The sequence below is a fragment of the Micromonospora sp. NPDC048842 genome (genome assembly GCF_040649935.1).
Lineage (GTDB): Bacteria > Actinomycetota > Actinomycetes > Mycobacteriales > Micromonosporaceae > Micromonospora > Micromonospora hortensis.
Genome location: NZ_JBEZGK010000010.1, coordinates 181,237 through 196,469, shown reverse-complemented (window position 1 = coordinate 196,469; position 15,233 = coordinate 181,237). Strand labels below are relative to the sequence as shown.

The following is a 15,233-nucleotide window of genomic DNA, read 5'->3' as shown; positions in this document are numbered from 1 at the left end:
GTCCCTTCTCGTTCGGACTCTCGAAATGGCATGTCAACCCCGTGATTCCAGCCGCCGGCGGCGGTACTGGTCGAAGTAGACGGCGGCCCAGATGATCACGCCGACGATCACCTGCTGGTAGTGGATGCTGATGTCGAGTAGGACGGCGCCGTTGCGGACCAGGGCGATGAGGAACGCGCCGATGATGGTCCCGACGATGCGGCCCTGCCCGCCGAACAGGCTGGCTCCGCCGATGACGGCGGCGGCGATGACGTCGAGCTCCAGCGAGATCCCGTAGTTGGGCTGGCCGGAGTTGACCCGGGAGGCCGCGATCATGCCGCCCAGCCCGACCAGCACGCCGGCCAGCACGTACACCCCGGTGAGGTGCCGCCCGACCCGGATGCCGGAGCGGCGCGCCGCTTCCAGATTGGAGCCCATCGCGTAGGTGTACTGACCGAAGCGGGTCTGGGAGAGCAGGAAGGCGACCCCGACGGCGACCAGGACGGTGATCACCACGGCGAACGGGATGCCGAGGATCTGCCCGTTGCCGAGTAGTTGGAAGGACCGGGGCAGGCCGTAGACGCCGACGGCGCCGGTGATGATGAAGACAAGGCCGCGGCCCACGGACATCGTCCCCAGCGTCGCGATGAACGGCGGAATCCGGGCCACAGTCACCAGCAGCCCGTTCAACAGCCCCGCCAGCGCGCCGACGCCGATCGCGACCGCCGTCGCCGCCCAGAGCGAGAAGCCGAGGTCGCGCACGACCATCGCGCCCAACACACCGGCGAGCGCGGCGACCGATCCCACGGACAGGTCGATGCCCTTCGTGATGATGACCATCGTCTGGGCCGTGGCGATGATGGCGATGACCGCCGTCTGGGCCCCGATGTTGAAGAGGTTGTCCGCCGTCAGGAAGTACGGACTCGCGAAGGTCAGGGCGATGAACAGGACGACCAGCGCGGTCGCGGCGGTGAACTCGGAGACGGCGTGGGAGATCCGTTCCCGGAACCAGTCGCTGAGTTCGCCGCGCTGCGTGTCGGCGGTTGCCTCGGCGCTACTCATCGTCGGCCCTGACCTCCCCAAGCGTGGCGCCGGCGCCCGACGGGGACCCGCCGACGAGCCGAACGCCTGTGAGCGACCGACCCCGCTCGGATGGTGGTGCGGCTAGGCGCCCGCACACCCCTTGGGGATAGGTCGGATGTTTCCCACGATCAGGCGTTACCTTGCCACGCATTCACGTATGTTGCCAAGGTCTTGCGAGCATGTTTTGCCATCGTTACCTGCACCACCGAAGCCATACGTCAGACCAAATCGACATCGACTGCAGCCGCTAGCATGTTATCGATAACATCCTATGTCCCCAGGTCGAAAAGCGCTGCAGCCTCAGGACGGGGCCAGCCGGTAGACCCGGCCGGCGGTCTGGCGCCAGATCGCGGCCCGCTCGTCATCGGACAGCGGGTCCAGCAGGTCACCGAGGACGGTGACCCATCGGGTGTACGAGGTGGCGAGCAGGCACACCGGCCAGTCCGAGCCGAACATCAGCCGATCCGGCCCGAACACGTCGAGGGCGTGCTCGACTGCGGGCCGCAGGTCGGCCGTCGTCCAGGGCCCGCCGTGCACCTCGGTCACCAGACCGGAGAGCTTCGCCGTCGTGTTGGGCTCGGCCGCGAGCGCCCGCAGGTCGCGCCGCCAGTCACCGGGATCGGCGCGCCCGAGCGGGGGCTTGCCGAGGTGGTCCAGGACGAACCGCACCTGCGGCATGTCGCGGACGAGCCGGGCGGCTGCCGGAAGCTGACTGTGGCGCACCAGGAGGTCGAACGCGAGTCCGGCGGCACCGACCGCCGCGATGCCGTGCCGCACGTCGGGGCGGTCGAGATAGGTCGGGTCGGGTTCGGACTGGACCAGGTGCCGGACCCCGACCAGCCGTTCGCCTCCGCGCGCCCTTCGTAGTCGGGCGAGGCGACGGTCGACATCGGCGGCGGTGAGGTCGACCCAGCCGACGACCCCGGCGATGAGCGGGTCGTCGGCCGCGATGCCGAGCAGCTCCGGCGTCTCCGACCGAACGGCGACGGACTGGACGACCACCGTCTGGGTGACCCCTGCGGCCCGGGTCGACGGGGCGAGCTCGACCGGCGTGAAGTCGTCGTCGAGCGCGGCCATGGTGTGCGGATCGATCCAGGGCTGTGGGTGCCGCGCACGGACCCACAGGTGGTGATGCGCGTCCACGATGCCCGGCCGTCGCGCGACCTCACCGGTCGTCACCGGACCCGTCCTGGCGCGTTCTCGTCCACCCCACACCCCGCCCAGCCGCTGATCGAGCCCTCCGGGTCAACCCGAAGCCACAGAGTCGATCTGGCAGGTTGACCATGTTAGCGGTAACAGTCTGTTGTTGAGTCCCGGAACGCGCGTCACGACCGGCTTCCGGCAGTGTCGCCTTTTGGTCTGACGAATCCACAGACACCTGCGGCGGGTCCGCCTCGTGACGTGCCGGTATCGGTCGCGCTCGGGGGCGCGGGGTTTGGGTTGACCGCCTGAGGCGGCACCGATACCGTCGACCCACTATCTGCGGCGACGCGAGGGAAGCCGGTGTGAATCCGGCGCGGTCGCGCCACTGTGAGCGTTCCCCAACCACAACCGGGGCCCGCGAGCCAGGACGCTCGGTCGTCCGCAGCCTTGCGATGGGGACGCGTCATCCCTGGGGAGGTTCGTGTATTCATGTCTAGCTCCGCTTCCAGCCAGCCGGTGGTGCACCCCGCTGGCAGTGCCCGTCTGCTGTGGACGGCTCTGGCGACCGTCGCAGTGCTCACCCTGCTGGCGTACCTCGTCGCCTTCGACCAGGGGGCGGTGTCGCGCAGCGGGATGTACCTGCACGAGCTGATGCACGACGGCCGGCACCTGCTGGGCGTCCCGTGCCACTGAACACCACCGCCGCTCCCCCGTTCCTCGCCGTCCTCGTCCGCGGGCTGCTGGCCGGCCTGATCGCCGGCCTGCTGGCCGGAGCGTTCGCGTACGTCGCCGGCGAACCGCACGTCGAGGCGGCCATCGCCATCGAGGAGGCGGCGACGCACGCCGAGCCCGCCGCTGGTGCGCACGATCACGAGGACGCCCTGGTCAGCCGGACGGGTCAGCGCGGCGGCCTGTTCCTGGCCACCGGCCTGTTCGGGGCCGCGATGGGTGGCCTGCTGGCCACGGCGTACGTCCTGCTGTCCCGTCGACGGCGCGGCGACGACGACGGGCGGTCGGGTCTGCTGCTGGCCGGTGCGGCGCTGGTCGGCGCGGTGATCGTGCCGTTCCTCAAGTACCCGGCGAACCCACCGGCGGTCGGCGACCCGGCCACCATCAACCAACGGACCGTCACCTACCTGTTGATGGTGGTGCTCGGGCTGGTGGCCGTGTGGGCCGGCTCGCTGGGCTACCGGTCGGTCGGCGCCCAGGCGCCGACGTGGTTGCGCGCCGCCGCGGCCGTGGGCGGGTTCCTGCTGGTCACGGCAGTCTCGTACGTGGTGATGCCGTCCTTCCAGGAGGTTCCGGCGGACTTCCCGGCGACCCTGCTGTGGAGTTTCCGACTGGCCTCGCTCGGCACCCAGGTCGTGCTCTGGACCGGCATCGGTCTGCTGTTCGCGGCCCTGATGCACCGCGAGCGCCGTCGCCGGGCCGGCACCGCACTGCCCGGCACGTGACCGGCACCAGCCTCCGGCTGGTCGCCCACGGTCACACCGCCGCGCTGCGCCGCGCCCACTTCGGCGGCGTCGACGACGGCCTGGACGAGGGTGGCCTGCGGGCCGCCCTCGCCCAGGCCCGCGCGGGCGCGGACCGGCGTGGGCCCCTCGGCGTGAACGCCACCTGCCTGTCCAGCCCCGCGGTGGCCGCCCGACAGACCGCCGACGCCTTTGGCCTGCTGCCGACGATCGAGACGGCGTTGGCCGACTGTGACTACGGTGGCTGGTCCGGACGGTCGCTTGAGGACATCGCTGAGTCGCAGCCGCAGGCGCTGCACGACTGGCTGTCCGCACCGGACTCCGCGCCCCACGGCGGTGAGTCCGTCACGGCCGTGCGGGATCGGGTCGGAAGCTGGCTGGACGAGCAGCACCGAGCCGGCGGACGCGTCATCGCGGTCACCCACCCACTGGTGATCCGGGTCGCCGTGGTGCACGCCCTCGGTCTTCCGATGACGACGTACCGGCAGGTGGACGTGGAGCCCCTGGCCGTCGTCCGGCTCACCAGCCAGGGCGCACGCTGGCAGCTCCGACTGGGCGCGCCGCGAGCAGGTTGAGGTCGAACCGAACGCCGCGTCGGTGGGCAGCCCTTGCAGAACGCGTCGTGACAGCAGCAGAACCGCCTGTCCTCGCGACCAGCCACACCGCCGGCGAACCGGCCCAGCGTCGCCGTCGGGACGGCGGCCGAGACCCGGCAGTTGCTGCTCGACGCCGCTCGCCAGCGCTTCGCCCGGGACGGCTACGCGGCCACCACCGTCCGGGACATCGCCGACGGCGCGGGCGTCAACGTGGCGCTGAGCCCGGCCGGGGGCTCGGCTCTGCCTCAGCCGACGCGGGCGTGGACCAGGGCGGCGGCGCGACCCAGGGCGGCCTTCTCGACGGCGGACAGCGCGGGGTCGACCCGACGCAGACCCACGGCGTGCCGTAGTTGGCTGGCCCGGGGCGGCTCGGCGCGTCGCTGAAAGGCATCGAGGCCGTCCCGAGCAGGATCGGCGAGCTGCGGGTCCGTGCTGATCGCCACCTCGGCGAGGATGAGCGCGGTCATGGCCACGTCCAGGTCGGGCGGCCCTTCGGTCGCGTTGCGCCAATCGATGACCACCGGCCCGCGTGAGGTCACCATGATGTTCTGTGGATGCAGGTCGAGGTGCAGGACGCGGTCCGCCGGGTCGGCGCTGAACCGGACCGGCACGCTGTGAAGGCGGTCGTGCAGGCCCACGAGCAGGTCGGCGGCCGCGCCGATGCCGGTGCGCCCGGCGAGCGTCGACGCCAGGAGAGTTTCGCCGTCGAGGCGTTCGAGCACCAGGTCGGGTCCCTGGGCGTCGTACACCATGGGCACCGGGTAGCCGGCGGCCGCGACGTACGCCATCAACGCCGCCTCGGGCGCGCTGTCCCCGCCCTGGCGGTAGCGGCGCAGCACCCGAGACGCGTCGAGCGCGTAGACGTCGGCGTCGCGCCCCGAGGCGAGCAGCGCGTGATCGGCCATGGCAGACGACGCTAACAGTGGATTGCGCGACAAGCGCGTGGGGCGGGCCGTGATCACGGCCCGCCCCACGCGGCTGCGCTGTCCCCGGCTCGGTGCTAGCCGGTGACGGTGAACGGTCGGGACACCTTCGTCGCCGACGTGGCGCCGTCCAGCGTGACGCCTGTCGCGCCCGCCTTCGCCGCACCCGGAACGCTGACCGTCGCGCCGGAGATGACGCCGTCGCCGTTCGCGCGCACGGTGCTGACCGCCAGTCCGGTCCCGAAGGCGATCGTGACCACCTCGTTCGGCGCGAACCCGGAACCGTCGACCATGATCGACGTGCCGCGCGGGCCCGAGGTGGTCAACAGCGCCACCCGCGGCTGGTAGGTCCGCGCCTCCGGCTGCCCGGTCACCTGGACGGTGGCCGTGGCCGGCGTACGCGAGGACGCACCCGTCGCGGTGACGGCGTACCGGCCGGGTTGCGCGTCACCGGAGGTCGGCACCGAGGCGCGGACCGTTCCCGTCGCGGAGGCCGCGACCTTCATGCTCCGGCCCGGGTCGGTGCCGACGCTGACTGTCACCTGCTCGCCGGCGGCGAAGCCGCTGCCGGTGACAACGATCGCGCCACCGGTGGTGACGGCGCCGGACGCGGACAGCGCGATCGCCGGCTGCGATCCGCCCCGAGCCACTGTCACGGTGAAGGAGCCGGTGCTGCTCGACAGCGTGTCCCACGCGGTGACGCGCACCGTGTAGGTGCCCTCCCGTGCGTAGGTGTGCTGGCCGCTCATCGCACCGGACGCGCCGATCGTCACGTCGTCCGGAACCGTGCCGTCGCCCCACTGGACGCGGGCGCGGTAGCCCGTCGTACCGGGAACGCCGCCGGTCACCGCACCGAGGTTCGCCGCGAGGGCCTGCCCGGCGGTGGCCGTCTGGTTCTTCGGGGCAGCTGTCGTCAGCGCAGGGGCGGGCGTGCCGTCGTTGGCCACGGCGAACACGTGGATCCGACCCGCCGAGCGAGGGTCACCGGTCTGCGTCGGCAGGGTCACCGACACCAGCGTCTTGCCCGCCGGAATCTGGTACGGCGCGGTGGCGAAGAGGAACGGCTGGGCGCCGTCGCGGCTCGTGCCCTGCAACCGGTACGCCGTACGGGCGACGATGATGTTGCCGTAGGACGGGGTGCCGTTGGCGTTGCCGCCCAGCGTCCAGTCGCTCAACTGGATCGGAATGCTGGCCGTGCTGCCGTCGCTGAACGTCGCCGTGCCGGTGGTGCTCTGGTTGCCCTGCGTTCCGGCGCCGACGAACGAGATGCTCTTCGCGTCCTCCGGAAGGTCCAGGACGACTGTCGCCCCGTTGCCGGTGGCGTTGTCCGGCTGCCCGGCCGGGATCACCGGCAGTGTGAACCGCAGCGCGGTTCCGGGAACCTGCTGGGCCTGGCCCTGGGTGGCGCCACCGGCCGCCAGGGCGGCCCGTGAGTACGCCCACGACTTGGCGTCACAGTCCGCCGCCAGGACCCCTTCGTCACCGACGCAGACGTTGTCGAACGCGGCGGTGAGACCGGAGGCCGGGGCGTACGCCACCTCGACGCCGACCGTCGCGGAGCTCTGGCTTTCGCCGTCGGTCACCGTAACGTTCGCCTGGTGGTAGCCGGGCGTGGTGTAGGTGTGCGCCCCGCCGATGCGGTAGACGGCCCGCGAGCTCAACGTCACGGTGCCCGCGGTGACCGGCGTGCCGTCACCCCAGTCGATGGTGGCCTGGTAACCGCTGGCGTCGCCGCCGGTGACGGTGGCCAACGGCACCGAGACGGCTACGCCGGTGGTCGCGTGCACGCCGTCCGCGGCGGTGACGGTGATGTCGCCGCCCCCGAGGTCGAGGTCACCTCCGGCGAGCAGCTCGACCTCGGCGAGGGTGGTCTGCGCGGCCCCGACGGTCTTCGTGACGGCGAGGCGGAACTGAGCGAACCGTCCCGGCTTGTCGATCGAGTACGGGCGGGTCTGGTTGCGCCACGGGAACACCTGGCCGGCGCGGGAGTCCACAGTGGTCCAGGTGAGGCCGTCGTTGGAGCCCTGCAGGCGCCAGTCCGCCGGATCGCCGGCAGCGGCCCCGGACGTGACGGTGTAGTACTTCGGCTTCTGCTTGCCACCACGGAAGGCCCAGGTGATCTGAGGGGTCGCCGAGGCGAAGGTCAGCTGCGTGGTCGACGAGTCGTCGAATAGCTTCGACGCGTCCTGACCGCCGGTAGCGGTCGCGGTGCCGAGACCGGGGCCGCTGACGTCCTGCAACGGCTTCGGCACCCCGTCACCCTTGGTCAGCGACGGCGGCGCGTCGTTCCTGCCGGTGCCCCACGACGACGGCCGGGAGCCCATCTGGAAGTCGATGGTGCCGCCCTTGGCGAGCGCCGCCACATCCACTGACAGGCCGCGCTGCTTCTTGCCGTTGACCTTCACGTCCTGCACATAGACGTTCGCCGCGCTGTTGTTCGGCGCGTTGACGACGATGTCACCGCTGCTGCGGCGCACTGTCATCCGGGTGAACTGCGGCGAGCCGATCGCCCACTCGGACGACCCGGCCTGCAACGGATAGATGCCCAGCGAGCTGAGGATGTACCAGGACGACATCTCACCGTTGTCCTCGTCGCCCAGGTAGCCCTGGCCAATCTCACTGCCGACGTAGAGACGGCGCAGAATCTCCCGTACCGTCTCCTGGGTCCTGGCCGGCGCTCCAGCGACGTTGTACATGTACGGGATGTGGTGCGACGGCTGGTTGCTCATGCCGAGCTGACCCATCCGCACCGCGCGCGCTTCGAGCATCTCGTGGATGACGCCGCCGTACCCACCGGGGCGGTCGGCGTTCTCCGGGGTGGTGAAGAACGCGTCGAGCTTGTCCCGCAGCGCCTTCTGCCCGCCGTACAGGTTGATCAGGCCCTGGCCGTCCTGCTGAGCGGTGAACGCGAAGTTCCACCCGTTGGTCTCGGTGTAGACGCCACCCCAGTCCAGCGGGTCACCGGCGAGGAAGTTGCCGGCGGCGTCGCGGCCCTGGAAGAGCTTCGTCTTCGGGTCGAAGAGGTGGACGTAGTTGCGGGCCCGCTCCAGGAAGTACCGCGACTCCTCCTTGAGCCGGGCGCGCTCGGACTTCGGCGTGGCCGGGTCCTTGGCGAGCGCCGCGCCCATGTTGCCGATGCCGAAGTCGTTGATGTAGCCCTCCAGCGCCCAGGACACCGACTCCCCGGTGGACGTCGGCGTGTAGCCGAGGAACAGGGAGCTCTCGATGCCCTTACGCCCGACCGCGCTGCGTCCGGACGCCACCGTCGCGTCCTTGACGGCCGCGTCGTACGCCGCGAGCGGGTCGGGCAGCTTGACCCCGGTGAGGTACGCCTGGGCCAGCGCCACGTTCGCGCTGGTGCCGGTCATCAGGTCGGCGTAGCCGGGGGACGACCAGCGGGCGATCCAGCCGCCGTCGCGGTAGTGCTGGACGAACCCGTCGGAGATCTTCGCGGCGACGTCCGGGTACAGCAGCGCGTAGGCGGGCCACACGGTGCGGTAGGTGTCCCAGAAGCCGTTGTTGACGTAGATCTGTCCGTCGACGATCTTCGCGCCGGTCCGGGTGGGGGTGGACGCGCCGGTCGGCGCCGAGACCGGGCTCGCGTACTGCCAGCGCGGCGCGGCGGCGGTGCCGGTGTTCTCCGACTGCGAGTTCGGGTAGAGGTTCAGCCGGTACAGGTTCGAGTACATCGTGACCAACTGCGACTCGGTGGCGTCCCGCAGCTCGACCCGGCCGAGCCGGTCCTTCCACGCGGCCGTCGCTGCGGAGTGGATCTGGTCGAAGCTCTTGCCGGTGACCTCGAGATCGAGGTTGCGGCGCGCCTGGTCCACGGAGAGGAACGACGTGGCGAGACGCATCGTCACCTCCCGCGAGCCGGAGATGTCGAAGGTGGCAGAGGTCGCGGCGGACGCCGTCGGCGCCCGGTCGAAGGCGCCGGAGACGAACATCCGGCTACGACCGGCCGACAGGCCGCTTCCGTTGTCGACCCAACCGGTGAACGTCCCGTCCGTGCCGATGGTGAACGTGCCGTTGTGGAAGACGAGGCTTCCGGTCGCCTGCCCGGTGGGGAAGGTGAACCGCATGATCCCGGCGTGGTCGGTGGGCGACATCTCCGTGACCAGGCCGTTCTGGAGCGTGACCCGGTAGAGGTCCGGCTGCGCCGTCTCGTCGTCGTGACTGAAGGCGACAGCACGACTGGCGGGCTGACCGGTGAGCGGACCTCCACCGACGACCGGCATGACGGACATCTGGTTACGGTCACCCATCCAGGGGCTGGGCTCGTGGGAGATCGCGAGGCCCTGAAGCATGGGCAGGTTGGCCTCGTTGTTCTTCCGGTGGTACTCGTACTCCCACGAGTCGGAGGTCGCGTCGGTCACCGGGGTGAAGAAGTTGAACCCGTTCGGCACTGCGGTGATCGGCAGGTTGTTCCCGCGCGAGAAGCCGCCCGTCGAGTTGGTGCCCCGTCGGGTGTCGACGTAGTTGGTCAGCTTCGAGCCGTCGATCGACGCCGGGGCGGCCGTCAACTCGATGTCGTCGAGCCAACCCTGGAACCGGGTCTCCCCGGTGGCCTGCGGATTGTCGTACGCGAGCAGGATGCGGTCGATCGTCTTGCCCCGCGCGACGGTGCCCAGGTCGGCCTGCACCAGGTTCCACTGGTCGGCGAAGAGCACCTTCGAGGCGCCCTGACCGGCGCCCGTCAGCGGGTAGCCGTGCTGGTCGGCGGGCGAGCGACCACTGAGGTAACTGCCGTCGGTGAAGTGCAGGTCGACGGCGGTGTAGGTGGACGGGTACCGCCCGTCGCCATTGGTGAACTCGGGAAAGATCTTGTACGACAGTCGGGTCTTCGGCCCGACCGGGATGGTGACGTCGAAGAGCTTGTTCGTCGCGTACGACCGGCCGTTGCCCTCGGCGCCGCCGGAGTAGCGCAGCGCGGCCAGCCCGGTGAACCCGACGTCCGGCTTCGTGGTGTAGCCGCCGTTCGGGCCGGCGGTCGCCTCGCTGACCATGGGGGTGGCCGGCGGGCGGACGTCCGAGCCGTCGCTGATGTTCCAGTCGGCGAGCTGCACGAGCGAGTCACCGGAGTTAGCTGTGACGTTGAGGCGGTAGAAGCCGTAGGCGTTCGGGTTGGTGAAGCTGTACGTCTTGGTGGCGAAACGCCCGCTGAACTTCTCGCCGGCGCGCTTGTCCAGGTCGGTCCAGGTGCTGCCGTCGTTCGACCCCTGGACGACGAAGTCCTTCGGGTCCCGGGTCGGCGCGTCGTCGGCAGCGGTCAGCGAGTAGCGCGCCACCGTCGCCGGCTTGGCGAGTTGGTAGGTCACCCAGCCGGTGGACGCGAACACGAGCCACTTGGTCGACGGATCGTCGTCAGTGAGGTTCGCGGCGATCTCCCGTGGCGGGTTCTCGTCGCTCGCGGTCACGGCACTGACCTGGCCGAGCAGGCTGCCGGGCAGCGATGCGACAGTGCCACTCAGGTTGGCCTGGACCGGCTTACCGTTCGGGCCGACCTCAGCGGTGCTGGTGGCGGGCTGCGGGTCGGCGGACTCGAACGAGGAGGTGAAGTTGCCCGGCGGTGCGGGGTTGGGGGCGGCGTTCGCCAGGGGCGCGGCGACGAGCAGGCCCAGCGGTAGCAGGGCGGCTGTTGTCGCCGCGATCAGGCGGGGTGAGAGGGAGCGCGCAAGGGGGGTGTGCGACATGGGGGACGGAGCCTTTCGACTCGAACCGGGTCGAGTACGTCGAACGTCTGGGCAGTGTGGATCGGGTGGCGGGTCGGAGCCCTGACATCGTTGTCATGAGAGTTCGTGAGCAACGGGAGCCGGGACGGGTGGACTGCCGCTGATAGTTCCGGGCGCAGCACGGCCGTGTCAACGGATTGATCACGCCGAAACGGGCACGCCCTCACCGGGCCCCGGCGGTCGAGGTGCCGGGCCTCGACGCCGTCCGACGACGTACGCCGAGGCCCGGCCACGGTTCAGCAGTAGAGGTTGGCTCCGGCGGACACCCCGAGGATGCCGACGAACTGCTGGTACCTGGTGACGCGACTCTGCACCTGGGCGGGGTTTCCGCCGTTGCACTCGATCGAGCCGTTGATGCTGCGGATCGTCTGGCCGAACCCGGCGCCGTTGACCATCGCGTTGTGGGCGGTCATCGTGCCCGGCCCATTCTGGGTCATCCAGTACCAGATACCGGTCTTCCAGGCCACCGCGGCGTCGGTCTGCACCAGCCACGGGTTGGTCAGCAGTGGCAGGTTGAGGGCGTTGCCAGCGGCGTTGTAGTTGAAGTTCCAACTGAGCTGGATCGGCCCCCGACCGTAGTAGGCGGCCTGCCCGGCGGGGCAGCCGTACGGCTGACCGGGGTCGCAGTAGTGCGGGTAGTTCGCGGTGTTCTGCTCGACCACGTGCACGAGCCCGCCGGTCTCGTGATAGACGTTCGCCAGGAAGGCCGCGGCCTCCTGACGCTGGACTGTCGCACTGCCGCTGCGCGCGAACGCCGGGTAGGCGTTGAGGGCGGCGACGAGCCCGGAGTACGTGTAGAAGGAGTTGCGGCCTGGGAACATCTGGTTGAACTGGGCCTCGGTGACCACGAAGCCGCCCGGGTTGGTGGGCGGCGGGGTGGTCGGTGGCTGACCGCCACAGGTGTAGGGCTCCCAGTACCAGGTGCTCACGACGGGGTCGTAACCCGGATTGTCGTGCTCGGCGATGTAGTAGGAACCGTTTGTGTACCGCACGATCGCCCCGGTGGCGTACCAGGTTCCGGCGGTCCAGTTCGGGTAGCTACAGGTCCCGCCGGTGGGCGGCGTGGTGCCCCCGCCGCACGCGCCGAGATCCTCCCAGACACCGGTCGTGCCCGGCGGCGCCTCGTTCTGGGTCCACCACTTCGCCCGGTAGTTGCGGCCGTTGTGGGAGACCTGGGCGTCTCCCCAGTAGACGGCCGAGGCCTGCCACGATGCCGAGCAGGCCGCCGCCGACGCGGCGGTGGCCGGGATGACCGCAACCAGCCCGCCGGCGACGATCAGTGCCGCCAGCGCGACCAGCGCGCGCAGTCTCGTCATGGGATCACTCCTTTCTGGGACCTCACTGGCCGAAACCAGAGCGGATATCGACCGAGATGACTGTAACATCATCTGTTCACAATCTTTACTATTCAGCGCGGCGGGGCACGACGGGCGTGACGGTGGACCCGGCGATCGACGATCGATAATTCCGGCCACTTTCCGGATCACGTCGCGAACAGACCGATCGATCGACGTGATCGAGGCGGCATCGGAACCCCACTCCAACCGAGGCGCGCCTGGATCAACCCCCGAGCGAGGCGCCTGAGTTGTTACGAGGATGTTCCGGAACTTGTTGACGCGTTGGAATTCCCGCTGTAATACTTCGATCCATTGGGGTCAATGCGATCGGCTTCGTTGCGGTTTCCGCTCCACCTACCCACTTATCCACACCTGTCCGGACTGTGCTGCCCGCCCCCGGGCGCGTCCGGGCCTGCGCGAAGGGACACCAGATGAGCAGGCTCTTCCCCCGCACGGCCCTGTGGTCCAGGCGGTTGCGCGCGGCGCTCGCCGTCCTGGCCACCGCCGTCGCCATGTGCGGCGTCGTCATCGCGGCCACCTCCACCCCGTCGAGCGCCGCCGCCTGCAACGGCTACGTCGGCCTCACCTTCGACGACGGTCCGACCGGCAGCACCAGCTCGCTGCTGAACGTGCTGCGAGCCAACGGCGTACGGGCCACCATGTTCAACGTCGGGCAGAACGTCCAGAACAACCGGTCGGCCGCGCAGGCACAGGTGGCCGCCGGCATGTGGGTGGCCAACCACAGCTGGAACCACGCCCACATGACCTCGATGAGTCAGGCTCAGATGCAGTCGGACCTCTCCCAGACCAGCTCGGCGATCCAGTCGGCCACCGGCAGCCGACCGGTGCTGTTCCGGCCGCCGTACGGCGAGACCAACTCCACGTTGCAGTCCGTCGCGTCGTCACTGGGCATGCGCCAGATCCTCTGGGACGTGGACTCCCAGGACTGGAACGGCGCCAGCGTCAGCCAGATCGTGGCCAACGCGAGCCGACTCCAGGCCGGTCAGGTCATCCTGATGCACGACGGGATCCAGAACACCCGCGACGCCATCGGACAGATCATGGCGAACCTGACCAGCCGCAACCTGTGTCCCGGAATGATCTCGCCGTCGACGGGGCGCGCCGTCGCGCCGGACGGAACCACCCCGCCGCCCACCACCACCCCGCCGCCCGCCGGCGGCACCTGCACCGCGACCGCCACGACCCCCAACGTCTGGGGCGACCGGTACAACACGTCGGTGACGGTCAGCGGCGCCAGCACGTGGACGGTGGTCGTGGCCATCACCTCGCCGCAGCGGGTCACCACCATCTGGAACGGCACCGCCACCTGGGACAGCAGTGGGACAGTCATGACCATGCGGTCCAACGGCAGCGGCAACACCTTCGGCTTCACCACGATGACCAACGGCAACAGCAGCGCCCGCCCACAGATTCGCTCCTGCACCTCGGGCTGACATCGCCCAGGTTGAGACGTGCGCGGTGGGTGCGCCCGGCACCCACCGCGCACCTGCCTGCCCGCCGCACCTGGCCACTAGCCTGCACTGATGCGACACACCCTCACCCCCGGGGACGACAGCCTGCACGGCCACTTCTCCCCCGACTTCCCGCCGGTACTCACCATCGACCCCGGCGACACCGTCACCTATCGCACCCTGGACTGCTGGTGGTCGGCCGGCCCGTACCCCGGCGGGCCGAACCGGGACCGGCCCCGGGTCGCGCAGCACCGGCCCGACCACGGGCATGCGTTGATCGGTCCGGTCGCGGTCCGCGGTGCGCGCGCTGACCAGACCCTCGCGGTACGCATCGACGCGGTCGTCCCGGGCCGTTGGGGAACCACTGTGGCCGGCGGCTGGCCGAGTGGGTTCAACCAGCGCTACGGCGTACAGGACCAACAGGTGGTGCACGCCTGGGCGCTGGACCCGGTGACGATGACCGGCCGCAACCAGCACGGCCACACGATCGCGCTGCGGCCCTTCATGGGAGTGCTCGGCATGCCACCCGCGGAGCCGGGGCTTCACTCGACGATCCCACCGCGCCCCTGGGGCGGCAATCTGGACTGCCGGGACCTCACCGCCGGCAGCACCCTCCTGCTGCCGATCCCGGTGGACGGCGCGCTGTTCTCCGTCGGGGACGGGCACGCCGCACAGGGTGACGGCGAGGTCGGCGGCACCGCGATCGAGTGCCCGATGGACGAGGTGACGTTGACCTTCGACGTACGCGACGACTTTCCGGTCACCGGCCCGGTGGCCCGTACCCCCGACGCATGGCTGACCCTGGGTGTCGGCGCCTCCCTCGACGACGCCACGTTCACCGCCCTGGACTCGATGCTGACCCTCATGCAGCGGCTGCACGGCCTCAGCCGCGCGGACGCGGTGGCGCTGGCCAGCATCGCTGTCGACGTGCGGGTGACGCAGATCGTCAACCAGAGCGTCGGCGCGCACGCGGTGCTCCGCGACGACGCGCTGCGCTGGCCAGGTCAGTGACCAGAATCGCGACGCCGAAGCCACCGGGGCGGGCCAGTTCCACCGCCAAAGGCGAGCGTGTCGGCTAACGGTCAATGTGGACCGCTCTCACGTTGTGGCCTCTAATCTGACTCCGGTTTTCCACAACCAACAGGAGGCACAGTGCCGGTCACGATCGAGTCAAAGGATGATGCCGGGGCCGCGCTGGAGCGGGTGGGATTCCTTCAGCAGCAGGTGGATGCCGGACAGATCGACCCCGCAACGGCCGGGCCGGAAATCGTCGAGACCCTCAACGCGGTCGTCAGCTTCTTCGTCCTCATCGGAGCTACTGGCAATCTCTACACGGCGCTCGTCGAGCCACTGATGCAGTGGAACATCTATTCTGTGTCGCTGAAATTCCTCCGGGGGCCGGAAAGTCCCGAGACGCAGAGCGCTCGGGAGCTGTCCGAGATGATTTCCGCCTTCTACCACAAGTGGGAGGTCCTCAAAACAGAGTAACGGCCGCC

Annotated in this window: 11 protein-coding genes, 1 pseudogene and 1 riboswitch; of the genes and pseudogenes, 7 read left to right on the top strand and 5 right to left on the bottom strand. The window is 70.0% G+C overall.

Translation table 11 applies throughout. From position 1 onward, the window contains the following. Positions 1-33: 33 nt before the first annotated feature. Complete coding sequence (locus tag AB0C19_RS16965; protein WP_357185768.1) at positions 34-1,041, bottom strand: ABC transporter permease; 1,008 nt, start codon at positions 1,039-1,041, stop codon at positions 34-36. A gap of 321 nt (positions 1,042-1,362) precedes the next feature. After that, complete coding sequence (locus tag AB0C19_RS16960) at positions 1,363-2,241, bottom strand: amidohydrolase family protein (protein ID WP_357185765.1); 879 nt, start codon at positions 2,239-2,241, stop codon at positions 1,363-1,365. A 316-nt stretch (positions 2,242-2,557) separates the two neighbouring features. Further along, positions 2,558-2,636: riboswitch (cobalamin riboswitch) on the top strand. Positions 2,637-2,694: 58 nt separating this feature from the next. On the opposite strand from AB0C19_RS16960, the gene AB0C19_RS16955 reads away from it, so the two are divergent. The 4 genes and pseudogenes from AB0C19_RS16955 to AB0C19_RS16940 all read left to right on the top strand — a co-directional run. Beyond that, positions 2,695-2,898, top strand: a complete 204-nt coding sequence (locus AB0C19_RS16955; protein ID WP_124822026.1) for a CbtB domain-containing protein — start codon at positions 2,695-2,697, stop codon at positions 2,896-2,898. Beyond that, on the top strand, positions 2,889-3,659 hold the full coding sequence (locus AB0C19_RS16950) for a CbtA family protein (protein WP_357185761.1): 771 nt from the start codon (positions 2,889-2,891) through the stop codon (positions 3,657-3,659). Before AB0C19_RS16955 ends, AB0C19_RS16950 begins: the two co-directional genes overlap by 10 nt. After that, positions 3,656-4,252, top strand: coding sequence for a histidine phosphatase family protein (locus tag AB0C19_RS16945; RefSeq protein WP_357185758.1), 597 nt, complete (start codon positions 3,656-3,658; stop codon positions 4,250-4,252). The genes AB0C19_RS16950 and AB0C19_RS16945 overlap by 4 nt, the downstream gene beginning before the upstream one ends. 141 nt (positions 4,253-4,393) lie before the next feature. Next, positions 4,394-4,447 (top strand): annotated as a pseudogene (locus AB0C19_RS16940) (hypothetical protein); the annotation flags it as partial. Positions 4,448-4,518: 71 nt separating this feature from the next. Here the strand turns inward: AB0C19_RS16940 and AB0C19_RS16935 are convergent. From AB0C19_RS16935 to AB0C19_RS16925, 3 genes are all read right to left on the bottom strand, one after another. After that, a complete protein-coding gene (locus AB0C19_RS16935; RefSeq protein WP_357185755.1) occupies positions 4,519-5,178 on the bottom strand; it encodes a phosphotransferase in 660 nt (219 codons plus the stop codon). Between the two features lie 95 nt (positions 5,179-5,273). After that, the gene (locus tag AB0C19_RS16930; protein WP_357185752.1) at positions 5,274-10,889 is read right to left on the bottom strand and encodes a GH92 family glycosyl hydrolase; all 5,616 of its coding nucleotides are present in this window, start codon (positions 10,887-10,889) and stop codon (positions 5,274-5,276) included. Positions 10,890-11,164: 275 nt separating this feature from the next. Then, a complete protein-coding gene (locus tag AB0C19_RS16925) occupies positions 11,165-12,244 on the bottom strand; it encodes a glycoside hydrolase family 19 protein (protein ID WP_357185749.1) in 1,080 nt (359 codons plus the stop codon). Positions 12,245-12,696: 452 nt separating this feature from the next. On the opposite strand from AB0C19_RS16925, the gene AB0C19_RS16920 reads away from it, so the two are divergent. From AB0C19_RS16920 to AB0C19_RS16910, 3 genes are all read left to right on the top strand, one after another. Next, positions 12,697-13,719 (top strand): polysaccharide deacetylase family protein, encoded by a 1,023-nt coding sequence (locus AB0C19_RS16920; protein ID WP_357185746.1) that lies wholly within the window; start codon positions 12,697-12,699, stop codon positions 13,717-13,719. A 90-nt stretch (positions 13,720-13,809) separates the two neighbouring features. Then, positions 13,810-14,748, top strand: a complete 939-nt coding sequence (locus AB0C19_RS16915; RefSeq protein WP_357185744.1) for an acetamidase/formamidase family protein — start codon at positions 13,810-13,812, stop codon at positions 14,746-14,748. A gap of 141 nt (positions 14,749-14,889) precedes the next feature. Continuing rightward, complete coding sequence (locus tag AB0C19_RS16910; protein ID WP_357185741.1) at positions 14,890-15,225, top strand: hypothetical protein; 336 nt, start codon at positions 14,890-14,892, stop codon at positions 15,223-15,225. The last annotated feature ends 8 nt before the right edge of the window (positions 15,226-15,233 follow it).